Origin of the sequence: Mycobacterium sp. 852002-51152_SCH6134967, from assembly GCF_001667105.1 — a bacterium.
GTDB lineage: Bacteria > Actinomycetota > Actinomycetes > Mycobacteriales > Mycobacteriaceae > Mycobacterium > Mycobacterium neumannii_A.
This window is the reverse complement of record NZ_LZIK01000029.1, coordinates 1-23758: the sequence shown is the minus strand read 5'-3', so window position 1 is coordinate 23758 and position 23758 is coordinate 1. Positions and strand designations below refer to the sequence as shown.

Sequence of the window (23758 nt, the reverse complement as noted above, 5' to 3'; positions counted from 1 at the left end):
GGAAAATCCCCCGAAAACCGGGTCGACATGTAAACGATGTCTCGGGACACCCGTCAACGATGTCCCGAGACATCACACTGTCGGGCTGACAGGATTTGAACCTGCGACCACTTGACCCCCAGTCAAGTGCGCTACCAAACTGCGCCACAGCCCGCGGCGCCGCCGGGATCGCCGGCAGCAGGTCGAAATGCTACCGCAGTCCTGGCTCCACTTCCCAACCGCCTTGGCGAATGGACCTCTGAGTTAACACACCATTTCAGCGGCCTACGGAGCAACGCTCGGCACCACCTCGACCTCGCTGGCCACCGGCGCGGGTACCACGGGCCGACGGTACCGCCACGCCACGTAAAGCGCTGCGGCCCAGCCAATTACGATCAGCGTGTAAACACCCGTCGACCACGGCCATTCGATACCGAAGTAATGCACCAGCTTCTGGCTGTTGGTCACCACGATGACACCGCCGACGGCCGTGCCCAACAGCGCGGGCCGGATCCGGCTCACCAGCCACGCGGCGAACGGGGCGGCGACCACGCCGCCCACGGCGAGTCCGAGCACCACCGGCAGGTTCTCGACGAACTCCTCGCGCAACCCGATACCGAAACCGACCGAGGCCGAGGCCGCCACTAGGAACTCCGAAGCGCTGACCGAACCGATCACCGTGCGCGGGGCCGTCTTACCGCGCGACAGCAACGTGCTCGTCGTCACCGGGCCCCAGCCACCACCACCGGACGCGTCGATCAACCCGCCGAACAACCCGAGCGGGCTGAGGAACCTCGCGGTATGCGGTGTCTCACCGTGCCGCATCACCGGAGGGTTGCGCAGCGAGAACCGCAACAGCACGTAGATTCCGATCGCGACCAGGATCCCCGCCATCAACGGTGCGGCATGCTCGGTCGAGAGCGACGACAGCACGGTCGCACCTACGAACGCCCCGATCGCACCGGGCAGGCCCAGCTTCAGCACGATCGACCAGTCGAGGTTCTTGAACCGCCAGTGCGACAGACCCGAAGCCAGCGTCGTGCCGACCTCGGCCAGGTGCACGGCCGCGCTCGCCTGGGCAGCTCCGAGGCCACTGAGCACCAGGAACGTCGACGCGGTCACGCCGAACGCCATGCCCAGCGCGCCGTCCACCAACTGCGCTCCGACACCGACGAGCGTGAATATCAGAAGCGAACGCATACGTTCGACTGCTTTCGGAAGAGGTCAGCGCGGTGAGCACGACCGGACGGATAGGTGGGCGTGAATCAGCTGCGCGCGCAACACCACTCGTCGAAGGCGATGACCCGCCGTGACGGCCAGAACGGCTCGAGGGCGCAGAGAGTCGAAGGCGCGGTGCGGAATCGGCGCTCGGCCACGCGGCTCCCCTCTCCTAGTCAAGCGGTCTGCGTAACCATATCCAACGCGTCTACTTGTACTGCAGCCGTGGGTTCGGCTGGCGCGATTCGGCGTGTGTCCGCGCTAGTCGAACCAGTGGACGAGGGCGATAAGTTCGAGCACTAGTTGAAGCGATGGTCAAACTTTTCCCGATCGTGAAGAAGGCCCGCGGCTTCTTCGATGTCGCTGCCGAGAAGTGGCCGGTTTGCCACGAGTACACCCACCTGCAGAGCGGGACGAAGTGGACGGTCGGACCGATCATGAGCAGCGACGACGTGCTCAGTACCGTCGCGACTCTTCAGGAGGCTGCTGCGCCGGGGTGGCTTGCGGGCACGCGGTCGCGCTGAAGAACAACGCCATCATCGACGTCAACACCTGCAGCCCCGACGCGGGTGACTCGGCCGTGCGGATTGCCAAACAATCGCTGAGAAGGTGGCAAATCGCTGGTGATGGCGCGGCCGGTCGATGACTGGCAGCGAGAAGCAGCACGCGATCGAAGATTGGCTGCGCCGGTCGGGCGAATACGCTTTCGTGGCCGGTCACGGTCATTATGAGAGTGCCATTCCTGGGCTCCTTAAGATGACCCGATTCCTTGCTCAAGCAAAGTGTTTTCGGTTACGAGAAGAAAATTAATTTAGATCTTGCGCTCGAGGCAGCCGGGTTCAGGTCCCGCAGAAAATGCTGCGTCATCGACCGTAACCTAGCGACGGAAGGCAGTCGCGATCACAGTTTGTGCAAGTCACACGGGGCTCGCCCGGCGGTCTTGGGACGGGTAATCGGAAAGTGGTGCAGCGCGCCGGTGAACACGTGCCTCATAAGTGGTGTTTCTTCTCACCGATCACGCTCGACGGCCACGCCGACACGGCAAATTTTTACAAAAGCGACAGTTAGATTCGATCTTGAGTTATGTTGAGGCCGTCCGTTGGAGGACTTTCTCTATCAACTGTCAACGGGCCAGTTGTTGGGGGCATGGGGGGGTCTGCAACTATGCACTACACCCATCGCTCAATCTCTTGTGGCCGTTCGGCCCGCTTTCCACTCACCACACATCGCATCGCATCTCTGGGGGATTCATTATGGGTAATGCAACATACATCGGCCGCGTCGGGGCGTTAGCTGTCGCACTGGGCATCGGGGTCGGACTGTTCGCGACGCCGGTGGAGGCGTTCGCCAAACCGGACAAAGACTCGAGCGCCGCGAGCGATTCATCTTCGGCGAAGACGAACAAGACGGACAAGCCTGATAAGTCAGACAAGAGCACCAAAGTCTCGAGCGATTCGTCGGCGGCAAAGGCACCCAAGGCGCCGAAGCCGCCGAAGGACGTATATGTCTCCAAGAACGGTGTGGTGAAGAAGGACGGCGGCGGCACGGCGTATGCCGAGACCCCGATCGGCAGCACTAAGACCAAGGCCAGGGCCACCGGCGCCGGCGCCTCAGCAATCGTGACCAGCGGCGACAACAGCAGCGCTACCGCTAAGGGCACCGATGCCACCGCGACTGCGGGCGGTGGGATCAAGAACAACGCCAAGGCTCAGGGTGATGGCAGCATCGCCGCCGCCGGCGATGACGATAGCGGTATCGGCGGCAGCAACAACAACAACAACACCGCCCGGGCGACCGGCGATGGCAGCCAGGCCTACGCGGGCAGCGGCGGCGACAACAACAACAACAACCGAGCCACCGTCGACGGCGACAACAGCACCGCCTACGCGGGCGCCAACGGCAGCGGCAACAACAACAACACCGCCACCGTCACCGGAGACAGCACCACCGGCGTCCCCGGCGACAACAGTTCGGCCATCGCCGGCTCCTACGGCGACGGCAACAACGACAACACCGCCACCGCTGTCGGTGAGAACGCCAATGCCCTCGCCGGCGGCGGTTCTCTAAACGGCGTCCTCACGGGGGACAACAACACCGGCAACGTCGCCACCGCCACTAGCAACGGCGATAGCCCAGCCGCCGCTGCGGCCGGCGTGGGCGGTGACAATAACACCAGCAACACCGCCACTGCCACTGGCGCGGGCAGCCTCGCCGGAGCGGGAGTTTCCGGGAACGACAACAGCGGCAACACCGCCACCGCCACTGGCGGTGGCCAGGCCGCAGCAGGATCCGACGGGAACGACAACGGCGACAACACCGCCACTGCTAGCGGTTTCGGCAGTCAAGCAGCAGCCGGAGTGACCGGCAGCAACAACGACGACAACGAAGCTAACGCCACTAACACCGGCAGCGATAGCGTAGTAAACGTCGATGCCGGCGGTGGCGGCAACGACAGCAGCGGAAATAACGCCTCGGCCACCAACAGCGGTACTGGCAGCGGCGCTTTCGCCCAGGCGGGCGCCGGTAACAACAATGACGGCAACGAAGTCACCGTGACTAACGGCGGCGATGAGGCGACGACGGCAGCGGCAGCGGGTAGCGGCCAAAACAACAACGGCAACACTGCGGCCGCGAGCAACACTGCAAGCGGGGCCCAGACGGGGGCTGTTGCGGGAAACGGCAACGATAACAACGGCAACAATGCGTCCGCGAGCAACACCGCAAGCGGGGCCCAGACGGGGGCTGCTGCGGGAAACGGCAACGACAACAGCAACAACACGGCCGTGGCAAGTAATAATGTGGCAGACGCCGCCACTGCGGCCGAGGCCGGCAACGGCAGTGAACTCTCAAACCACAACGCCACCGCAAGCAACGGTGATACCGTCATCGATCCGTAGCCGTCAAACAATTGCCCGATTCCCGGCGGCGGTGTCCGACAAGCTGACACGACGCCGCCGGGATCGGCGCGATCCGCCAATGTCGCTCAGCGCTCGTGCCAAGGCGGTGAAATAATTGGATTTCCCGGCTTGGCCTGTTACTGGATGAGTCGACCCGCATTGTCGGGTAAGTGCACTACGCGTCTACACGGTCAGTAATCGGTAGAGCCCGATCATTCCCACGACCACGATGACGGCCCGCAACGCGTTGGGCGACAGCCGCCTGCCGTAGTGCGCACCCAGGTAGCCGCCGACGAGCGAACCGGCCGCGATCAGGCCCGCTGCCAGCCAGCTGATCCGGTCGAAGGCCACCACCGTGTACGCCACCGCCGCCACCACGTTGACCACCAACGACAGCAGGTTCTTGGCGGCGTTCATCCGCTGCATGTCCTCGGGGAGCAACGCGCCCATCGCCGCGATCAGCATGATCCCCTGGGCCGCGGTGAAGTAGCCGCCGTAGACCCCGACCGCGAACGTCGCGAATACCACCGCCGCCATCCGCGACCGCGACACGTGCGTGGCGGACTGCCCTGCGGCTTCGGCCCGTGCTCGGGCGTAGGACTGGATCCGCGGACCGATCACCACCAACACCAGCGCGGCGACCAACAGCACGGGCACGACCCGCTCGAACACCGTCTCAGGCAGATGCAGCAGCAGCCACGCGCCGACCCCTGCCCCGACGAATGAGGCCGGAATCTGCCACCGAAGACGATGCCACTGGCCCCGCAGTTCGCGCCGATAACCCCAGGTGCCCGAGACCCCACCGGCGACCAGGCCGATCGCATTCGACATCGTCGCCGTCACCGGCGGAAAGCCGAGCGTCACCAGCGTCGGGAACGTGATCAACGTGCCGGACCCGACAAGGGTGTTGATCGCGCCGGCTCCCAAGCCCGCCAATGCGATGAGGACCATGTCGACGACGGGCACCGGCGCAACTCTACTGAGCGATTCCGGTGCGCTGCCGATCGCTCAGCGATTGTTTGCGCACCGAAGTCGCCATTACCGAGAGCGTGATCCCCGCTTCTCGCGCATCCGAACGTTGATCCGGATCGGGCTGCCTTCGAAGCCGAACGCCTCGCGCAGTCGTCGCTCCAGAAACCGCCGGTACCCGGCCTCCAGGAAGCCCGACGTGAACAGCACGAACGTGGGCGGACGGGCGGTCGCCTGGGTGGCGAACAGGATCCGCGGCTGCTTGCCCCCGCGCACCGGCGGCGGATGCGCCGCCACCACTTCCTTGAAGAACGTGTTCAGCCGGCCCGTCGGCACGCGGGTGTCCCAAGATTCGAGCGACTTCTCCAGGGCGGGCACCAGTTTCTGCACCGCACGGCCCGTCTTGGCCGAGATGTTCACCCGCGGCGCCCACTGCAGCTGCACGAGTTCGCGGTCGATTTCGCGGTCCAGCAGGTAGCGTCGGTCCTCGTCGACGAGGTCCCACTTGTTGAACGCGAGCACCAGCGCCCGGCCCGCCTCGATCACCATCGACAGCACACGCTGGTCCTGCTCGGTCAGCGGCTGCGACGCGTCGATCAACACAATCGCGACCTCGGCCGCGTCGATGGCGCCGTGGGTGCGCACCGACGCATAGAACTCGTGCCCGCTCGCCTGTCCCACCTTGCGCCGCAGACCCGCGGTATCGACGAACCGCCACAGCTTGCCGTCCATCTCGATCAGCGAGTCGACCGGATCGACGGTGGTGCCCGCGACGTCGTGCACCACCGAGCGCTGATCGCCCGCCAACCGGTTCAGCAGCGAGCTCTTGCCGACGTTCGGCTTGCCTACGAGCGCAACCCGGCGCGGTCCTTCCCCACCGCTGGACATCTCTGACACCGTGGGCAGCGCGTCGATCACGGTGTCGAGCAGATCGGCCACCCCGCGGCCGTGCATGGCGCTGATCGGGTGCGGCTCGCCCAGACCCAGCGACCACAGCATGGCGGCGTCGGCCTCCCCGCGCTCGCTGTCGACCTTGTTGGCCGCCAGGAACACCGGTTTACCGGAGCGCTGCAGCAGTTTCGCGGCCGCCTCGTCGGCGGTGGTGGCGCCGACGACCGCGTCGACGACGAAGATGATCGCGTCGGCGGTCCGCATCGCCACCGATGCCTGCTCGGCCACCAGCTGTTGCAGACCCTTCGCGTCGGGCTCCCAACCGCCGGTGTCCTGCAAGATGAATCTGCGGCCCAACCACAACGCGTCATAGGAAACCCGATCGCGGGTCACCCCCGGCACGTCCTGCACGACGGCTTCGCGCCGGCCCAGGATCCGGTTCACCAACGTCGACTTACCGACGTTCGGCCGCCCGACCACGGCGACGACGGGCGGCGCTGCCGCGGCCTCCTCGATGGCCTCGGCTAGATCTCTTGCCGAGTCTTCTGCGATCTCCCAATCGCTTTCGTCGACCCAGGTTCCGTCCTCGCTCATCGCTGCGCTCCCGCCCGCTCCCGCACGAGGTTTCTCAGATGCTCGATCACGTCGGGCTGCGTCATCGCACTGGTGTCGACGACGACGGCGTCGTCGGCAGGCCGCAACGGCGAGACCGCCCGCGTGGAGTCGAGGTGGTCGCGCCGCTTGACGTCGGCCAGCACCGCCTCGTAGTCATCGTCCAGACCGGTCGCCTTGTTCTGGTCGTTGCGGCGTCGCGCACGCTCTTCGGCCGATGCGGTCAAGAAAATCTTGAGGTCGGCGTCGGGCAGCACCACCGTCCCGATGTCACGGCCCTCCACGACGACGCTGTCCGGCCCGGAGGCCAGCTTGCGCTGCAGGTCGACGAGTCGTGTGCGCACGGCGGGCACCGCCGAGACCGCTGACACCGCCTTGGTCACCGCGTCGCCGCGGATCTCAGACGAAACGTCTTCTCCGTCAAGGTAAGAGCAATCTTCATCGGGGTTGTAGCCGACGGCCAGTTCGGCGTCTGCGGCGGTCGCCGCGACGGCCTCGGTATCGGTCAGCTCGACACCGGCACGCAGTACGGCCAGTGTGACGATCCGGTACATCGCCCCGGTGTCGAGGTACCGGGCGTTCAGCTCACGCGCCAAACCCCTTGACACCGTTGACTTGCCAGTTCCGGCGGGACCGTCGACGGCGATGACCAGTGGCGTCACAGGCCGACCGCCTTGTACAACTCGCCGAGCTCCTTCTGCGTCAGCACCCGGATGCTGCCCGGACGCTGATCGCCGAGCGTGACGGTGCCGATGTCGGTTCGCACCAGCTCCTGCACCGGATGGCCGACCGCCGCGAGCATCCGACGCACGATCCGCTTGCGACCTTCGTGCAGGGTGACCCGCACCAGCGTCTTGCCGGGAACCTTGTCGACGACCGCGAAATCGTCGACCCGTGCCGGTCCGTCGTCGAGTTCAACGCCGTAGCGCAGCTGGCGGCCCACCCCGCGGGGCACTGCGCCCAGCACGGTGGCCAGGTAGGTCTTGGGCACCTCGAACGAGGGGTGCATCAGCCGGTGGGCCAGCTCCCCGTCGTTCGTCAACAGCATCAGCCCCTCGGTGTCGGCGTCGAGCCGGCCGACATGAAACAGCTTCTTGTTACCCCGAACCCGGTGCTCGACAAGGTCACCGATGCACGGGCGGCCCCGGTCGTCGGACATCGTCGAATGCATGCCCTTGGGTTTGTTGATCGCCAGGTGCACCAGGGTGTCGTCGAGCGTCACCCGCGCCCCGTCGACCCGGATCACCGAGACCTCGGGGTCGACGCGGGTGCCCAACTCGGTGACGACGCGGTCGTCGACCTCCACGCGTCCGTCCCTGATCATCTTCTCGGCGACCCGGCGCGACGCAATTCCGGCCTGCGACAACACTTTCTGCAGCCGCACGCCTTCGGGTTCAGCCATGTGCGTCGGTGTCCACATCGAAGGACAGCGGCTGTTCGGGCGCCGGAGCACCGCTGAGTTTCATGAAACGCGGGTCCTCGTCCAGGGTTTCGCTGAGGTCGTCGATCACGTCGACGTCGGGCAGCAGCGGCGCGATGTCGGGGAGGTCGGCCAGAGACGTCAGGCCCAACCGTTCGAGGAAGAGCTCCGTGGTCGCGAACGTCACTGCGCCGGTGTCGGGATCAGTGCCCGCCTCGGTGATCAGGCCGCGGGCCACCAGCGTGCGTATCACCGCATCGACGTTGACGCCGCGCACCGCGCTCACTCGGGCGCGAGTCACCGGCTGCCGATAGGCCACCACGGCCAGCGTCTCCAGCGCCGCGCGCGTCAGCTTCGAGCGCGCCCCGTCGAGGAGCAACCGTTCCACATACGGGGCGTAGCGCGAGCGCGTGTACATCCGCCAGCCGCCCCCCGCCTCGCGCAGGTCGATACCGCTGTCACGGGCGGTGTACTCCTGGGCCATCGCCTGCAACTTCGCCGCGACGCGGTACGGCGGCTGCTCGATCGCCAGCGCCAGTTGCTTCACGGTCGCCGGGGTGTCGACCACCAGCAGCAGCGCCTCGAGAACCGCGCCGAGCTCACCGTCCTCCAGCTCGGGCGGTTCGGCGACGTCGATCCCGAGATCGGTCGCGTCGGCCGCGACGCCCTCGCGGTCGAGGTCCGTCGCGACCTCGTCGAGGTTGTCGTGGTCTTCGCTATCCATACTGATCTTCTTCCACCGCCAGGTGTTGGTGTGTCGGCCGCTCGCCGGTCCACGAAATCTGCAGCACACCAAGCGCTTCAGGTTGTTCGAATGCTACCGCCCGAGCCCGGTACAGCTCGAGCAGCGCCAGGAACCGCCCGACGATCTCGATCGGCGCTTCACAATCGGCGACCAGATCTCGGAAGGACGCCCACTGGCCGATCCCGCGGCTCTCCAGCAGTGCCATCAGATTACCGATCTGCTCGGGAACCGACACCGCCGCGTGGTGCAGATGCTCGGTGCTCACCGTCGGCACCGGCCGCGGCGTGAACGCCGCCGCGGCGATCTGCGCGAAGGCCTCAGCGTCCACGCCGATCATCACTTCGGGCAGCAGCTCGGAGTAACGGTCCTCCAATGCGACCGCACGCGGGTAGCTGCGCAGCGCCGCGGCTTCCAGTTCGGCGAACATTTCGGCGACGTGCTTGAACGCGCGGTACTGCAGCAGGCGGGCGAACAGCAGGTCACGTACTTCGAGCAGGGCGAGGTCTTCTTCGTCGTGCACCTCGCCGGCTGGCAGCAGGCGCGCCGCCTTCAGGTCGAGCAGGGTCGCGGCGATCACCAGGAACGCGGTGGTCTCGTCGAGTTCGAGCTGGGGGCCGATCGCCTTGGTGTAGGCGATGAAGTCGTCGGTCACCCGGTGCAGTGCCACCTCCGTGACGTCGAGGCGGTGGGCGAAGATCAGCTGCAACAGCAGGTCGAACGGGCCCTCGAAATTGCTCAGCCGAACCTGAAAACCCGACTGTGGAGCATCGTCCGAATCCGGGGTCGTCTCGGCTTCGGTCCCCGTCACCGGGTCATTCACGCGCCGAACCGGTGGATGACCTCGCGAGCCAGAGATCGATACGATTGCGCCCCACCGGATTTCGGCGCCCATGTGGTGATCGGTTCACCGGCGACACTGGTTTCGGGGAAGCGCACCGTGCGGGTGATGACGGTGTCGAACACGAGGTCACCGAAACGCTCCACTACCCGGGCCATGACTTCGCGTGAGTTTACGGTGCGCGGGTCGTAGCGGGTGATCAGGATGCCGCTGATCGACAGCTTCGGATTCAGCCGGTCGTGGACCTTGTCGACGGTGTCGGTGAGCAGAGCCAGGCCGCGCAGCGAGAAGAACTCACACTCGGTCGGGATGATCACACCGTCGCTGCACGCCAAGCCGTTCACGGTGAGCAAGCCGAGCGATGGCTGGCAGTCGATCAGGACGTAGTCGTAGCGGTCCAGCACCGGGTACAGCGCACGCGCCAGCGACTGTTCCCGGCCGACCTCGTTCACCAGTTGGATCTCTGCCGCCGACAAATCGATGTTGCTGGGCACGAGGTCGAGGTTCTTGACCCGGGTGTGGATCAGCACATCGTCGATCGACACCCGCGGTTCCACCAGCAGGTTGTGCACCGTGTGCTCGAGTTCGTAGTGCGGCACCCCCAGGCCCGCCGACAGGGCGCCCTGCGGGTCCAGATCGACGAGCAGCACCCGGCGGCCGTACTCGGCCAGGCTGGCGCCGAGGTTGATCGTCGACGTGGTCTTGCCGACCCCGCCCTTCTGGTTGCACATCGCGATGACCTTGGCCGGACCGTGCGTCGTCTTCGGCTGCGGTTCGGGGATGTCCCGCGGTGGCCGGCCGGTCAGACCCAGGGTCTCCGGTGTTCCGCCGCCTCCTGCGTCGTCGCTCATGCCTGACCGTCGCTGGTCAGGCAGTTCACGGGCATGGCGGACATCCGGGCAAGTTTAACGGCAGGAACGTGCCAGGTCAGCCAGACCCGCAGGCGAGTTGGGAGCCGATTGAGCCGCGTCGCGTCCTAGGCTGACGCCATGGGCTTGAGGCAACGGATCCCGCTGCTGAGGTGGTCGTTCCTGCGCTTGGCGCTAGGCGTGCGCAACATCTGCACCACCGGTCAGGTTGGTGACGGGCGCGAGGCCGCGCTTCGCGACTACGTGGTGGCCAACGCGCGGCAGGGTGACATCGACGACGTCCTCGCGACGATCGACCGGTTCGCCTACGAGAAGTCCTTCCTGATCAATGTCGGCGACCAGAAGGGCGCGATCCTCGACGCCGCGGTGCGCCGCGCCGACCCTCGCCTGGTGCTCGAGCTCGGCACCTACTGCGGATACGGTGCCCTGCGGCTGGCCAGGGCGGCACCGTCGGCGCGGATCTACTCGGTCGAACTCGCCGAGGCCAATGCCGATATCGCCCGGGATGTCTGGGCGCACGCCGGCGTCGCGGACCGCATCACGTGTGTGGTCGGCACGATCGGCGACGGCGGTCGCACCCTCGACGCGCTGGCTTCCGAGCACGGGTTCGGCCCGGACCTGCTCGACGTGGTGTTCATCGACCACGACAAGGCCGCCTACCTGGCCGATCTGCAGAGCATCCTCGACCGCGGCTGGCTGCACCGCGGCTCCGTCGTCGTCGCCGACAACGTGAAACTCCCCGGGGCGCCGAAGTACCGCGAATACATGCGCCGGCAGCAGGGCACGTTGTTCGACACCGTCGAGCACAGGACGCACGCGGAGTACCAGTCACTGTTCGCCGACCTGGTTCTCGAGTCCGAGTATCTGGGCGGACAACAGCCTTGACGGGTGGATTCCACGCAGCTGGTGCGGGCGATCAACCGGTTAAGGCCAACGGCTACCGCGCCCGCGGGTGGGCGCCGGCCCAGACCTCGCGCAGCGCGTTGACCGTGACCATGGTGTAGATCTGCGTCGTGGTCACCGAGGCGTGGCCGAGCAACTCCTGCACGACACGGACGTCGGCGCCGCCGTCGAGCAGATGCGTGGCGAACGAGTGCCGCAGCACGTGCGGCGACACCGCGGAGGTGATTCCGGCGCGCTCGGCGGAGTCCTGCAACACCTGCCACGCGCTCTGCCGCGACAGCCGCCCGCCGCGGGCGTTCAGGAAGATCGCGGATGTGCCCCGGCCACGGCGCGCCAAGTCGGGACGCCCTCGTACGAAATAGACGTTGAGTGCGGTCACCGCCGGCCTGCCGATCGGGACCAGCCGGTGCTTGCCGCCCTTACCGCGCAGCAGCACCGAACGAGCATGGGTGTCGACGTCGTCGATGTCGAGCCCCACTGCCTCCGAGATGCGCGCCCCGGTCGAATACAGCAGTTCCAGCAGAGCGCGGTTACGCAGCGTGAGAGGGCTGTCGGCGTCGCTGTCGCCGCCCGCTGCCTCGAGGAGGGCCAGCACCTCGTCGAGCGACAGGCTCTTGGGCAGCCGCCTGCTCGGGGTCGGCGGCTTGACGTCCGAGGCGACGTCCAGTTCGGTCAACCCCTCGGCCGTCGCGAAGCGATGCAGGCCTCGCACCGCGATCAGCGCTCGCGCCGCCGACACCGCCGACAGCGGGGCGGTTCCGGCCTCGGCGTCCCCGCGGCGCAATGCCACCAGGAACTCGCTGACATCGGTCTGGGTCACCTTGGTCAAGTCGTCGATACCGCGTGCGGTCAGGTGTTCGATGTAGCGACGCAGGTCGCGGCGGTAGGAGCTCAATGTGTTGGCGGCCGCACCGCGTTCGATGGTCAGGTGGTCGAGATAGCCCTGGACCTGACCTTCGAGCGCGGTTGTGAAGGTCGTCACGGGAGCCCCTGACGGCGACCGAACGCGGTGGGCCGATCGGTCCACGGTGCGTCGACGCTTCTCAGCTTGTCCGGGTCGGTGACGGTGTTGGCCGCCAAAATGCCGCTGACGGCAATGGAATTGACGATCTCACCGGCCAGCACCATGCGTACCGCCTCGTCGAGCGGATACCACCGCAGCGTCAGGTCGGCTTCCTCGTCGCGGGCTTCGGGGCGTCCGACGTCGGTGAGCCCGGTGGCCAGATAGACCCGCACGCTCTCGTCGCTGAAGCCCGGCGCGGAGTCGAGGTCGACCAGCACGCGCCAATCGGTGGCCGACAGTCCGGCCTCCTCCTCGAGTTCACGCGCGGCGGTGACGTGCGGCGGTTCGCCTCCGAGGTCGAGTAGGCCGGCGGGCAACTCCCACAGGCGACGGCCCAGCGGATGCCGGTACTGGTAGACCATCGCGATGTTGCGGTCCTCGTCCATCGCCAGCACCGCGACGGCACCGTAGTGCTCGACGACCTCGCGGCGGGCGGTATGTCCGCCGGGCATGCGCACCTCGTCGGCGCGCAACGCGAAGATGTTTCCGACGTAGAGGGTTTCAGAGGAGACCGTCTCGAAGTCGTGGTCAGCCACGAGTCGCGGGCTCTTGCAGCAGGGCCCCGACCTCGGCGCCGTGCTCGACGCCGTTGGACCGCTGCTCGGGGATGTCCATACCGGGCAAGCGCTCCTCGGCCTTGTAGTCCAGGGCCGCGCCCACGAACGCGACGAACAACGGGTGCGGTCGGGTGGGCCTGCTCTTGAGCTCGGGATGCGCCTGGGTGCCGACGATGAAGCGGTGCGTGTCGCGCGGATACTCGACGAACTCGACGAGGTGGCCGTCCGGGGAGGTTCCCGAGAACCGCAGTCCGCTCTCGGCGATGCGGTCGCGGTACTGGTTGTTGACCTCGTAGCGGTGACGGTGCCGCTCCGACACCTCCGTGGCGTCATAAGCTTGCGCTACGATCGAATCCGGTTCCAGCACAGCCGGATACGCGCCCAGCCGCATGGTGCCGCCGAGATCGGCCTCCCCTGCGACGGCGTCGCGTTGGTCGGCCATGGTGGAGATCACCGGGTGCGGGGTGGTCGGGTCGAACTCCGCGGAGTTGGCTTCGGTGATGCCGACCGACCGGGCCGCCTCGATCACGATGCACTGCAGCCCCAGGCACAGCCCCAACACGGGCAGACCCCGCTTGCGGGCGTACTGGATCGCACCGATCTTGCCCTCGATGCCGCGGATGCCGAAGCCACCGGGTATCAGTACCGCGTGCACGTCGGCCAGCGCAGCGGCCGCGTCGCCGTCGACCTCGCAGTCGTCGGAGGCCACCCAGCGCATCTCCACCTTGGCCCGGTGCGCGAACCCGCCCGCTCGCAATGCCTCGGCCACCGACAGGTACGCATCCGACAAGTCGATGTACTTGCCCACCAACGCGATTCGCACCGTCTCGTGCGGTTCGTGCACCCGCTGAAGCAGGTCGTTCCATTGTGTCCAGTCGACGTCGCGGAACGGCAGGTTCAACCTGCGCACGACGTAGGCGTCGAGCTCCTCGCGGTGCAGCACCTTCGGGATGTCGTAGATCGAGGGGGCGTCCGGGGTGGAGATGACGCCGTCGATGTCGACGTCGCACATCAACGCGATCTTGTTCTTCAGCGGTTCCGGGACGTCCCTGTCGCAGCGCAGGATCAACGCGTCCGGGGTGATGCCGATGCTGCGCAGCGCGGCCACCGAATGCTGAGTCGGCTTGGTCTTCAGTTCCCCCGACGGCGCCATGTAGGGCACCAGCGAGCAGTGCAGGAAGAAGCAATTCTCCCGACCCACCTCGTGGCGTACCTGGCGCGCCGCTTCCAGGAACGGCAGCGATTCGATGTCGCCGACCGTGCCGCCGATCTCGGTGATCACCACATCGGGGCGCCTGCCGTCGACGTCCGGTGCGGCCATCTCCAGGATTCGTGCCTTGATCTCGTCGGTGATGTGCGGGATCACCTGCACGGTGTCGCCGAGGTACTCACCGCGTCGTTCCTTGGCGATGACCGTCGAATACACCTGTCCCGTGGTCACGTTCGCCGACCCTGACAGGTTCCGGTCGAGGAAGCGCTCGTAGTGGCCCACGTCGAGGTCGGTCTCGGCGCCATCCTCGGTGACGAAAACCTCACCGTGCTGGAAGGGGTTCATGGTGCCGGGGTCGACGTTGAGGTACGGGTCGAGCTTCTGCATCGTCACCTGCAGTCCGCGCGCGGTCAGCAGCTGCCCGAGGCTCGAAGCGGTGAGTCCCTTGCCGAGTGAAGAGACGACGCCACCGGTGACGAAGAGGTGCTTGGTGGCCGTTTGCGGATGTTTGCGTAACGCTGGCAAGAACGACCTCCGTGACGACGGGCAGGGCTTACGTCTCTAGGCTGATTCCTAGTTTGGGGCCTGCCGACCCACGGAACCCCACCTTAACACCGAGGGCGACACCGCGTCGGTGACGCGCCGAGGACCTGAGCGTCGGTGACGCGCCGAGGACCTGAGCGTCGGGGACCCTGGCGTGCGACGGCCTACTGCGGCACGGTGACCGACGTCGCACCCTGGCCGATGCCGTACTGGCCGGGCTTGCCGCCATTGGCCAGATCGCCCAGCGCCAGCACCGAGGTGATGCGGCCGGATTCGGTGCCGACGTCGTCGACCGTGCTGACCGCCGAGGTCAGTGCGGGATCCGAGCGCGTCACGGCGATCGCCGCGGTCCCCGATGCCGATCCGTCGCGGCCGACCAGGACGGTGCCCGAACCGTGCGGGGCCAGCCCGCCGGCGAATCGGGCCACGGTGGCGCCCCGGTTGCCGGCGTCATCGCCCAGCGGTCCGCCGGTCACGATCACCGCGGTGTTCGCCGCGCCCACCCGGTCGGTGTAGGTGATGAAACCGGTGTCGCGCAGTGTGGCGAGCACCGTTTCGCGTTGCGTGTCGTCGACGGTCTGCACCTTGGGATCGCGATCGATCATCAGCGCGATGCCCAGCAGGTCGCCGGCCTGGGAGCCTTGGTCCACCGACGTGGTGCTGAGCTGTTTGCCCGCCGGCACAATCGGCGAGTTGACCACCGACAACAGCTTCTCGGCGGCGTTAGCCTCGACGAACTGTGCTGTCAGCCCGACGGTTCCGCTGACCGTTCCCCCGGCCTGACCGACGAGTCGTGTCATCGCGTCGACGTCATCATCGGCGGCGTCGGGGGTGCGGAACAGCACCACCGATTTGTCGACCAGTGTCTCGCGCAGGATGCGCGGTGACATTTGCGCATCGAACTCCCCTGCTGCGCCGAGTTTTTCGTTGAGCGCGTTCCTCTCGTCGGTCAGGGTGTTGATCCGCTCCTGGAGCTCGTTCTTGTCATCGCGCAGCCCCGACAGCACGGTGTTGGACAGCATCCCCGATCCGAGCGCGACACCGATGGCCAGCGCGAGGAACACCGCCGCGAGCGAAATCGCGTGTGTGCGTAGCGATATCATCGGGCGCTCCTAGGTGACCCAGCCCTGGACCCACAGCGAGAAGCGGTTCCAGTAGTCCACGATCCAGTCCAGCAGCGCGGCGTCGACACGTGCCACCCACAGCGCAACGATCACCGCGATCAACACGGCGAGCACCAGCAGCGCGATCGCTCCGCCCGACACCCGGCTGCGGTACAGCGTGGCAACGGCTTTGGCGTCGACGAGCTTCTCCCCCACCTTGAGCCGGGTCAGGAATGTCGACGGGTTGCTCTGCTGGCGCGCGCGGTCGAAGAACTCCTCGATGCTGGCGGTGTGGCCGGCAGTGACGATCAGCGACGCACCGTGATGGTCGCACAGCAATAACGCCAGGTCAGCGGCCGATCCCGCAGCAGGAAACGTCATCGCCCCGACCCCGAGGTCCTGGATTCGTTCGAGACCGGCGGCGTGCCCGTCGGCATCGGCGGGCAGCACCACCTGCGCCCCGGACCGCAGCACCTCGGCGCTCATCTTGTCGGGGTCGCCGACGATGAGTTGGGGCCGGTAGCCCGCCTTGCGCAGCACGTCGGCGCCGGTACCGACGCCCACCAGCACCGGTTGGTACTCCTTGATGAAGGGTTTGAGCGCTTTGAGGTCGATGGCGGCATCGACGTCCTCGGCGACTATCACGACGTGGCGCCGGTTGAGGTCGACGTCGATGTCGGGGATGCCGATGCCGTCGATCAGCAGCGGGCTCTCACTGCGGATGAATTCGATGGTGTTGCCCGCGAACGCCTCGAGATGGGCCACCAACCCGCTCTTGGCCTCGTGCATCAGCTCATGGATTTCGTGATCGGTGCGCTCGACGCCCAGCACGAGGCGCCGATCACCGGTGTAGATGCCGCCCTCGTGCAGACGCACCCGCGCGCCGTCCTTGACCTTCTTGAAGACGTCGTCGCCGGTGTCGTCGATCAGGGTGATCCCGTTGGCGACCAGAACCTCGGGCCCCAGGTTGGGATAGCGCCCGGAGATGGAGGGCGAGGCGTTGACCACGCCGGTGACACCGGCCTCGACGAGCGCATCTGCGGTGATGCGGTCGAGGTCGAGGGCGTCGATGACGACGATGTCGCCGGGGGTGACGCGTCGCAGAAGTCGATCGATGTCGCGGTCGACTCTGGCCGTGCCGGTGATGCCCGGACGTGAGCTGGCATTACGAGATAGCAGCGCTGACATCTTCATGCGCCGATTTTGTCGAGATCAGCGAGCTATCTGTCGGAGGCGCGCCGTATCATCTGTCCCTTTTGTCACACACGTAACACTCAGCGGGATGGTTCGAACAATTCCACGAGATTGCCGGACGGATCAGAGACCAAGGCTTGACGCCCGCCGCGGCCCGTGATGACGTCCCCGCGAAAACGCACGCCGGCGTCGGAGAGCCGGGAGACGGTGTCGTCAAGGTCGTTGACTTCCAACTGGATTCGATTCCAGCCGCCAGGAACGGGCCGGCTGCCGTCGCTGAGCGTCTCCCCCGCTCCGCCTCCGCCGCCGGGTGAGTTCAACAGCAGCCGCAACTCGTCGCGATGGAGCATGGCGAACCCGGGTCCGGGTCTGAAGTCCACGTCAAAGCGAAAGTGATTGGTGTAGAACTGGACGGCTGAATCGACGTCATCCACTATGTAGCGAACACTAACAGTACTCATAAGTGCACCTCCTAAGGGTTATGATACATAAATGTCCCAGATAGGTCGACTCGATCCGCGCGCAGAACACTCTCGCCGGACAATCCTTCGCGCCGCACTCGACGAGTTCGCCGAGGTCGGCTACGCCGGGTTCCGGATGGAGTCTGTCGCCGCTCGGGCGCGCGTGGGCCGCAGCACGTTGTATCGGCATTGGCCGGACAGGACTGCGTTGATCGCCGACGCTCTCGAGACTCTCAATGTTCAGCCGAACCCCGGGCGGGAAGCACCCACCGGGACGGCACGCGAGCAGGTTCAGATTCTGCTGGAGCACCTCGCCGCCGCCCTGAGCGATTCCGCAGTCTCGGCCTGCATCCCCGCGCTCGTGCACGCCGCGGAGACCGAACCCGACATCCGCCGGTTCTTCCATGAATATTCGGCGCTACGACGCCGGCGGCTCACCGCCACCATCGCCTCCGGTGTCAGTGACGGGCAGTTTCCGGCCCGCGTCGATCCCGAGGCCGCATCGGTGGCGCTGTCGGGTGCCCTGTTCTACCGGCGCCTGGCGAGCGACGAAGCCGTCGAGCCGAAATTCCTCAGCGCGCTGATCGACACGGTGCTGGGCGGCTAACCGCCTTCGGCGCGCTCGTTCTGCGCCGCCTCGAGCAGCTCGCGGGCGTGGGCGCGGCCGCTGTCGGATTCGCCGAGCCCGGCCAGCATGCGCGCCAGCTCGGCCACCCGCTCCTCGTCGTCGAGGCGCCGAACCCCGCTCCTCGGGGACTTTCGGCCACCGCTGTCGGTGCTTTTCCCACCCTCTCCCCCGACGACGAGGTGCACGTCGGCATAGGCGGCGACTTGCGGCAGGTGCGTGACGACGATGACCTGATGGGTGCGGGCCAGCCGGCCCAACCGACGGCCGATCTGCACCGCTGCCCGGCCTCCGACTCCGGCATCGACCTCGTCGAACACCATCGTGGTTCCCTCCGCCGACGAGGACAACACGACCTCGAGTGCCAGCATGACCCGCGAGAGTTCACCGCCCGATGCGCTCTTGTGTAGGGGCAGAACATCGGTGCCGCGAGTGGCGAAGCCGAACTCGACATTGTCGACGCCGTCGCGGCCGGCATGCACCGTCTCGCCCGACGCCAACACGACCGGCGCCGAGTCGTCGGCGCGCGCGAGCAGCGGGCCCACGGACACGGTGAACACCGCGCCGGCCATGGCCAGCCCGGACAGTTCCGCGGTCACCGCCTTGGATAGACCCTTGGCGGCCTTGGTTCGGGCCTTGGTGAGGTCGGCGGCTGCGGCGACGGTCTTCGCCTCGAGTTCGTCGACCCGATGTTGCAGACCGGCGAGCGCTTCCTCGGACACGTCGAGTTGATCGAGCCGTTCCCGGGACTCACGGGCCCACTCGAGCACCCCGTCGATGTCGGCGGCGTACTTGCGGGTGAGGGAACGGAGTTCGGCTTGCCGGGCGAGCTTGGTCTCCAGCGCGCTGGTGTCGGTCGGCAGCCCGGACAGATAGGTGCCGAGTTCGCCGCTGACATTGGTGATCACGGCGATGGCTTCGCTGAGCTGCTCGGCCAATGCGGTCAACGAGGTGTCTTCAGTGGCCTCCAGCGCCGATTTGGCCTGTGCGACACCATGGGCCGCGGACACGGCGTCGGGCGAGGGGTCGTCGGGTCCTGCGAGGGCAGCCCGGGCGATCTGGGCCGCGTCGCGTAATGCGTCCAGCTCGGAAAGCCGCCGGATGTCGTCGACGAGCGCGGCATCCTCACCCGGTTGCGGTGCGGCCGCGTCGATTTCGTTGAGCCCGAACTTCAGCCGGTCGGCTTCGAGCGCCAGCTCCCGCGCTCGCTGTGTGCGGTCCAAGAGATCGCGCCGGGCCGACAGCCACTCCTCCCGCACGCGGCGGTACTTCTTCAGCTGCGTCTCGACATCGGCGAACCGGTCGAGCGCGCCGCGTTGTTCATCGGGGCGCATCAACCGCAGCTGGTCGTTCTGCCCGTGCAGCGTGAGCAGTTCGGCGGTGAAGCTGCTCAGCGATTTGGCCGGCACGCTGCGGCCGCCCAGATAGGCGCGCGACGGGCCGTCGCGGCTGACCGAGCGGGCCGCGATGACCGAGCCGTCGTCGTCGCGTTCGGCGCCGGAGCTGTCGAGGATCTCATCCACCAGCGACGCCACGCCATCACCGAGTTCGGTTGTGGTGAAACGTCCTTCGACAACCGCACGGTTGTCCCCGGAGCGCACCCTGGTGGCGTCGGCGCGTGCGCCGCCGAGCAGGTGCAGACCGGTGACCACCATCGTCTTGCCGGTACCGGTCTCGCCGGTCAGCACGGTGAAACCGCGATCGAATTCAGCGGTCGCGGCGCTGATCGCGCCCAGTGACTCGATACGGATCTCGGAAAGCACTACTGCCCGCGCCACCCCGTGACCGGCAAGCGAAACTTGCGCACCAGGCGGTCGGTGAACGGTGCGCTGTCGAGGCGCACCCACTTCACCGGGGTCCCGCACCGGGTGACCTCCACGCGTCCGCCGGCTGGAACCACCATCTCGCGGCGCCCATCGCAGAACACCAACGCGTCGTGGCTCCTGGCCTCGACCTCGATCGCGATCGCCGATTCAGGGCTGGTGACCATTGGTCGGGCGAACAATGCGTGAGCGTTGTTCGGTACCACCAGGATTGCCTCGAGGTCAGGCCACACGATCGGCCCGCCGGCGGAGAACGCCCACGCTGTCGACCCGGTCGGCGTCGCGACCAGCACACCGTCGCAGCCGAAGGACGACACGGGGCGGCCGTCGACCTCGAGGACGGCTCCGAGCACTCCGAGCCGGGGCCCCTTCTCGAGGCTGGCTTCGTTGAGCGCCCAGCCGCGGTCGACGATCTCGCCGTCCACGCGCACCACGACGTCGAGCGTCATCCGCTCCTCGACGCGGTAGTCACGCTTGACGACCCGGTCGAGCACCGTGTCGATGGAGTCGGCCTCCGCCTCGGCGAGAAAGCCGATACGACCGAGATTGACGCCGAGCACCGGGATTTCGACGTTGCGAGCGAGTTCGGCAGCGCGCAGGAAGGTCCCGTCGCCGCCGAGGACCAGGACGAGTTCGCAACCCTCGGCGGCGCGCTCGTCGGCGTCGACCACTTCGATCTCGACGCCGAGCGAGCGCATGTCGTCGGGCGAGACGGGAACGGGTCCGCGGTCGACGGCTTCGGCCGACAGAACTTTGAGACCAATTCCGTTGTCGCCGAGCACCTTCTGCACGCGCCGGGCGACCTCGGTGACTTCGTCGCGGCCGGTGTGTACCACCATGAGAATTGCGCGGTCGGTGTTCACTGCGGACCCTCCGCGACGGCGGTACGGACGGCGGTCTCGAGGTCGTGTCCTTCCAATCCCCCGCCGGCGCGCAGGTGTAGGAAGTACTCCACGTTGCCGGACGGCCCGGGAAGCGGGCTCGCTGTCACCGCGACCGGATACCAGCGCAGTTCGGCGGTGCGACGGGCCACCGACAGGACCGCCTCGGCGCGCAACGCCGGATCGGTGACCACGCCTCCGGAACCGACCCGGTCCTTGCCGACCTCGAATTGCGGCTTCACCATCGGAACGATATCGGCGTCAGGTGACGCGCACGACGTCAGCGCCGGCAGAACTGTGGTCAGTGAGATGAACGACAGGTCGGCGACGATAAGGTCGACGGGGCCGCCGATCGCGTCGGCCGTTAGCTCACGCACATTGGTGCGCTCCATCACGGTCACCCGCGGATCGTTTCGCAGCGACCAGGCCAGCTGTCCATAGCCGACGTCGGCGGCGATCACCTGGCGGGCGCCCCGGTCGAGCAGCACTTCGGTGAAGCCGCCCGTCGACGCGCCGGCGTCCAGGCATCGGTTGCCCTCCACCGGGAGACCGAATGCGTCCAGTGCCCCGATCAGCTTGTGCGCACCCCGCGACACCCAAGTGCGCTCGTCGGCACCCTCGATGGTGAGGCTGGCCGTGACCGAGACGGCGGTCGCGGGTTTGGCGGCTGGCATCCCGTCGATGCTCACCCGACCCGCACCGATCAGCTCGGCCGCCTGCTGGCGGGACCGGGCCAACCCTCGTCGCACCAACTCGGCGTCCACTCGCGCGCGCCGTGCCACGGCGCTCAGCCCTTCTCGACCGACTCGAGCGCCTGCACGAGCACGTCGTGCGCCTCTTCCAGCCGGGCCGCGAGCAGCTCGACGGCGTCGTCGGTCAGGCCCGCGAAACCCGAGCCTTCTTGCGCGGGGTCCGGCAGGTCTGCCAGCAACTCCGCGATCCGGGCGCGGATCTGTTCGGGATCGGTACTCATATCGAGGTTCACGCTAGCTGATTCGACTCGGGAAGCAGGGACCAGCGTTGCAGGGCCTGTTGGGCGGTGTCGTCACCGGCGGTGATCGCGACCGACCGGCCGTCGAGGCCGGCGTTCCATACCGCATCGGCGGTGGCCCGCACCACTGACAGGGCGTCGCTGGGATCGTGGCCGGTGGAGTGCACCGTCACCGTCGGTGACGCGACGTCGATGCGCCAGGCGGGGTGGGCCTCGATGCGCAATGCGGCCGACGAAGTGTCGAGCGACCGCAGATCAGCACCCAGATAGGTCGGCCGCTCCGAGGCCTGTGCATGGACGAGGTCGACGGCCGTGCTGACGCCGGTGAGCACGAGCAGGCTGGGCAGTCCGGCGGCGTTGGCCCCGGCGATGTCGGTGTCGAGGCGATCGCCGACCACCAGCGGGGTCTGAAAGGCGCCTCGAGCCAGGGCATCGGTGAGCAGAGTCGGCTGCGGCTTGCCCGCCACCTGGGGTTCGCGGTCGGTCGCCGCGCGTAGCGCCGCCACCATGGATCCGTTGCCGGGCAACAATCCCCGTTCCGACGGCAAGGTCCGGTCGACATTGGCCGCTACCCACAGGGCGCCGGCCCGGACGGCCAAAGCCGCTTCGGCCAGATCGGGCCAACCGGTCTGCGGTGAGTGCCCCTGCACGACGGCGACCGGTCCGTCCGACCACTGTCGGACGGGCTTCAGCCCGACGCGAATGACCTCGTTGGCAAGAGCTTCGGTTCCGACGACGAGAACGACTGCCCCAGAGGGCAGTTGGGCCGCCAACAGCCGTGCGGCGCTCTGTGCGCTGGTGACGATGTCCTCTGGTGCGGCGCGAAAACCTAGGGCGTGAAGATGTCGGGCGACGTCGGCGGGCTCACGCGAGGCGTTGTTGGTGACGTAGAGGGCGCGTGCGCTGATCGTGGCGAGCGTATCGACCGCTCCAACGGTGGCTTCGTGTCCTCGGAAGACGGTGCCGTCGAGGTCGAGCAGAAGGCAGTCGTGCTCATGTGCGAGGGCGTTCACCTCAGGAGAGCTCCGTGATGCGTTCTTCGGCGTCGGTCACACCCTCCAGGTCGGCGGCGGCGGCGTTGATGAACCACTGGAGCGCGTCCTCGCTGCGGCCAAGGGCCAGAAGCGTTTCGGCGTATACGTAGAACAGGCGCGCCGCGGTCTGTCCCTTACGGCTCGGATCCAGTTGCGGCGTCGACAGAAGCGCCAAGGCCTGCTCGTGCTGCCCGAGATCGGAGCGAGCCCCGGCCACAACGATTTTGAGCTCGTCGGCGTCGTCGCCGGTGAGCTGGGCGGCCTCCGGGCTGCGAGCCAACTCGATCGCGCGCTCCGGACGTCCGACACCGCGTTCGCAGTCAGCGATCAGTGCGAGAAGGGATGATTTGCTACCCATCCGCCTGGCGGCGCGAAGTTCGGCGAGCGCCTGCGCCCAGTCGCCGCAGTGGTAGGCAGCGATACCGACCGCTTCGCGCACCGCGGGGATGCGGGCGGCGCGGTTGCGAGCGGCGCGGGCGTGTTCGAGTGCGGTCTGTGGATCGTCGTCGATGAGCTGGCCGGCGGCCACCAGGTGACGAGCCACGAAGTCGGCGGTCGAGCGGTCGAGTGTCGTCAGCTCGCCGCGCACGTCAGGCGCGAGTTGCCTTGGCTCGATGCCCTCCGGTATCGGCGGACCTGGCGGCTGACGGGATTCGTCGGGCTTGGGCTGCGCCCTGCGGGCCCGGTTCGGACCGGAGCTGCGGGGCGCTGACTGCTGTGGGCGGCGCCTGGCGTCGCCGTCCCTTCTGTCCTGAGCCACGTATGCCTTTCTACCCGATGGAGGAGTCTCGCGATAATGCGTAATGAATTGTCGCGAAATAGAATTACCCCCCACGCAATCGTGGGGGGTAATCCTAATTTGTGTTCGGCGGTGTCCTACTTTTCCGCCCGGGTGGGGCAGTATCATTGGCGCTGGCAGGCTTAGCTTCCGG

Annotated in this window: 23 protein-coding genes, 1 tRNA gene and 1 pseudogene; 4 read left to right on the top strand and 21 right to left on the bottom strand. The window is 67.1% G+C overall.

What is annotated here, in order from left to right; translation table 11 throughout:
- Positions 1-80: 80 nt before the first annotated feature.
- Positions 81-154 (bottom strand) — tRNA-Pro (locus tag A5790_RS10280).
- 110 nt (positions 155-264) lie between these two features.
- On the bottom strand, positions 265-1179 hold the full coding sequence (locus tag A5790_RS10275) for a sulfite exporter TauE/SafE family protein (RefSeq protein WP_066843243.1): 915 nt from the start codon (positions 1177-1179) through the stop codon (positions 265-267).
- A gap of 329 nt (positions 1180-1508) precedes the next feature.
- Between A5790_RS10275 and A5790_RS26500 the strand changes: the two are divergent.
- Positions 1509-1843, top strand: a pseudogene (locus A5790_RS26500) (sensor domain-containing protein).
- Positions 1844-2450: 607 nt separating this feature from the next.
- Entirely contained in the window at positions 2451-4094 is a 1644-nt protein-coding gene (locus A5790_RS10265; RefSeq protein ID WP_066843240.1) for a hypothetical protein, read from the top strand.
- A gap of 183 nt (positions 4095-4277) precedes the next feature.
- Here A5790_RS10265 and A5790_RS10260 read toward each other — a convergent pair whose 3' ends face one another.
- The 7 genes from A5790_RS10260 to A5790_RS10230 form a co-directional block, all read right to left on the bottom strand.
- The gene (locus A5790_RS10260) at positions 4278-5045 is read right to left on the bottom strand and encodes a sulfite exporter TauE/SafE family protein (RefSeq protein WP_066843254.1); all 768 of its coding nucleotides are present in this window, start codon (positions 5043-5045) and stop codon (positions 4278-4280) included.
- 87 nt (positions 5046-5132) lie between these two features.
- The gene (gene der, locus A5790_RS10255; RefSeq protein ID WP_066843238.1) at positions 5133-6548 is read right to left on the bottom strand and encodes a ribosome biogenesis GTPase Der; all 1416 of its coding nucleotides are present in this window, start codon (positions 6546-6548) and stop codon (positions 5133-5135) included.
- Complete coding sequence (gene cmk, locus A5790_RS10250) at positions 6545-7228, bottom strand: (d)CMP kinase (RefSeq protein ID WP_066843236.1); 684 nt, start codon at positions 7226-7228, stop codon at positions 6545-6547. The genes der and cmk overlap by 4 nt, the downstream gene beginning before the upstream one ends.
- Complete coding sequence (locus tag A5790_RS10245) at positions 7225-7968, bottom strand: pseudouridine synthase (protein ID WP_066843234.1); 744 nt, start codon at positions 7966-7968, stop codon at positions 7225-7227. Before A5790_RS10245 ends, cmk begins: the two co-directional genes overlap by 4 nt.
- The gene (gene scpB / locus A5790_RS10240; RefSeq protein ID WP_082961664.1) at positions 7961-8710 is read right to left on the bottom strand and encodes an SMC-Scp complex subunit ScpB; all 750 of its coding nucleotides are present in this window, start codon (positions 8708-8710) and stop codon (positions 7961-7963) included. Before scpB ends, A5790_RS10245 begins: the two co-directional genes overlap by 8 nt.
- Positions 8703-9539, bottom strand: a complete 837-nt coding sequence (locus A5790_RS10235) for a segregation/condensation protein A (RefSeq protein WP_066843249.1) — start codon at positions 9537-9539, stop codon at positions 8703-8705. Before A5790_RS10235 ends, scpB begins: the two co-directional genes overlap by 8 nt.
- An 8-nt stretch (positions 9540-9547) precedes the next feature.
- The gene (locus A5790_RS10230; RefSeq protein WP_066843232.1) at positions 9548-10420 is read right to left on the bottom strand and encodes a ParA family protein; all 873 of its coding nucleotides are present in this window, start codon (positions 10418-10420) and stop codon (positions 9548-9550) included.
- Positions 10421-10558: 138 nt separating this feature from the next.
- On the opposite strand from A5790_RS10230, the gene A5790_RS10225 reads away from it, so the two are divergent.
- On the top strand, positions 10559-11323 hold the full coding sequence (locus tag A5790_RS10225; protein ID WP_066843231.1) for an O-methyltransferase: 765 nt from the start codon (positions 10559-10561) through the stop codon (positions 11321-11323).
- Between the two features lie 52 nt (positions 11324-11375).
- Here A5790_RS10225 and xerD read toward each other — a convergent pair whose 3' ends face one another.
- The 6 genes from xerD to A5790_RS10195 all read right to left on the bottom strand — a co-directional run bounded on the left by xerD (position 11376) and on the right by A5790_RS10195 (position 17472).
- Positions 11376-12323: a site-specific tyrosine recombinase XerD gene (gene xerD, locus A5790_RS10220; RefSeq protein WP_066843230.1), complete on the bottom strand. Its 948-nt coding sequence runs from the start codon at positions 12321-12323 to the stop codon at positions 11376-11378.
- The gene (locus tag A5790_RS10215; RefSeq protein ID WP_066843229.1) at positions 12320-12940 is read right to left on the bottom strand and encodes an NUDIX hydrolase; all 621 of its coding nucleotides are present in this window, start codon (positions 12938-12940) and stop codon (positions 12320-12322) included. The genes xerD and A5790_RS10215 overlap by 4 nt, the downstream gene beginning before the upstream one ends.
- Positions 12933-14696 carry a CTP synthase gene (locus A5790_RS10210; RefSeq protein WP_066843226.1) on the bottom strand — a complete coding sequence of 588 codons (1764 nt, stop codon included), beginning with the start codon at positions 14694-14696 and terminating at the stop codon, positions 12933-12935. Before A5790_RS10210 ends, A5790_RS10215 begins: the two co-directional genes overlap by 8 nt.
- Before the next feature lie 182 nt (positions 14697-14878).
- A complete protein-coding gene (locus tag A5790_RS10205) occupies positions 14879-15817 on the bottom strand; it encodes a copper transporter (protein WP_066843224.1) in 939 nt (312 codons plus the stop codon).
- Between the two features lie 9 nt (positions 15818-15826).
- Positions 15827-17011, bottom strand: coding sequence for a putative cytokinetic ring protein SteA (gene steA / locus A5790_RS10200; RefSeq protein ID WP_066843222.1), 1185 nt, complete (start codon positions 17009-17011; stop codon positions 15827-15829).
- A gap of 80 nt (positions 17012-17091) precedes the next feature.
- The gene (locus tag A5790_RS10195) at positions 17092-17472 is read right to left on the bottom strand and encodes a VOC family protein (RefSeq protein WP_066843221.1); all 381 of its coding nucleotides are present in this window, start codon (positions 17470-17472) and stop codon (positions 17092-17094) included.
- Between the two features lie 31 nt (positions 17473-17503).
- Between A5790_RS10195 and A5790_RS10190 the strand changes: the two genes are divergently transcribed.
- Positions 17504-18079: a TetR/AcrR family transcriptional regulator gene (locus A5790_RS10190; protein WP_066843219.1), complete on the top strand. Its 576-nt coding sequence runs from the start codon at positions 17504-17506 to the stop codon at positions 18077-18079.
- Here A5790_RS10190 and recN read toward each other — a convergent pair.
- Genes recN through A5790_RS10160 form a run of 6 tightly spaced genes read right to left on the bottom strand, consistent with a single transcriptional unit; the run spans position 18076 to position 23586 of the window.
- Positions 18076-19860 carry a DNA repair protein RecN gene (gene recN / locus A5790_RS10185; protein WP_066843217.1) on the bottom strand — a complete coding sequence of 595 codons (1785 nt, stop codon included), beginning with the start codon at positions 19858-19860 and terminating at the stop codon, positions 18076-18078. The two genes, A5790_RS10190 and recN, sit on opposite strands and share 4 nt — an antisense overlap.
- The gene (locus A5790_RS10180; protein WP_066843247.1) at positions 19860-20759 is read right to left on the bottom strand and encodes an NAD kinase; all 900 of its coding nucleotides are present in this window, start codon (positions 20757-20759) and stop codon (positions 19860-19862) included. The genes recN and A5790_RS10180 overlap by 1 nt, the downstream gene beginning before the upstream one ends.
- Before the next feature lie 20 nt (positions 20760-20779).
- On the bottom strand, positions 20780-21583 hold the full coding sequence (locus tag A5790_RS10175; RefSeq protein ID WP_066843215.1) for a TlyA family RNA methyltransferase: 804 nt from the start codon (positions 21581-21583) through the stop codon (positions 20780-20782).
- Between the two features lie 5 nt (positions 21584-21588).
- Positions 21589-21774 (bottom strand): hypothetical protein, encoded by a 186-nt coding sequence (locus A5790_RS10170; RefSeq protein ID WP_066843245.1) that lies wholly within the window; start codon positions 21772-21774, stop codon positions 21589-21591.
- Between the two features lie 8 nt (positions 21775-21782).
- Positions 21783-22805: an HAD-IIA family hydrolase gene (locus A5790_RS10165; RefSeq protein ID WP_066843213.1), complete on the bottom strand. Its 1023-nt coding sequence runs from the start codon at positions 22803-22805 to the stop codon at positions 21783-21785.
- A 1-nt stretch (position 22806) separates the two neighbouring features.
- Positions 22807-23586 carry a tetratricopeptide repeat protein gene (locus A5790_RS10160; RefSeq protein WP_082961661.1) on the bottom strand — a complete coding sequence of 260 codons (780 nt, stop codon included), beginning with the start codon at positions 23584-23586 and terminating at the stop codon, positions 22807-22809.
- Between the last annotated feature and the right edge of the window lie 172 nt (positions 23587-23758).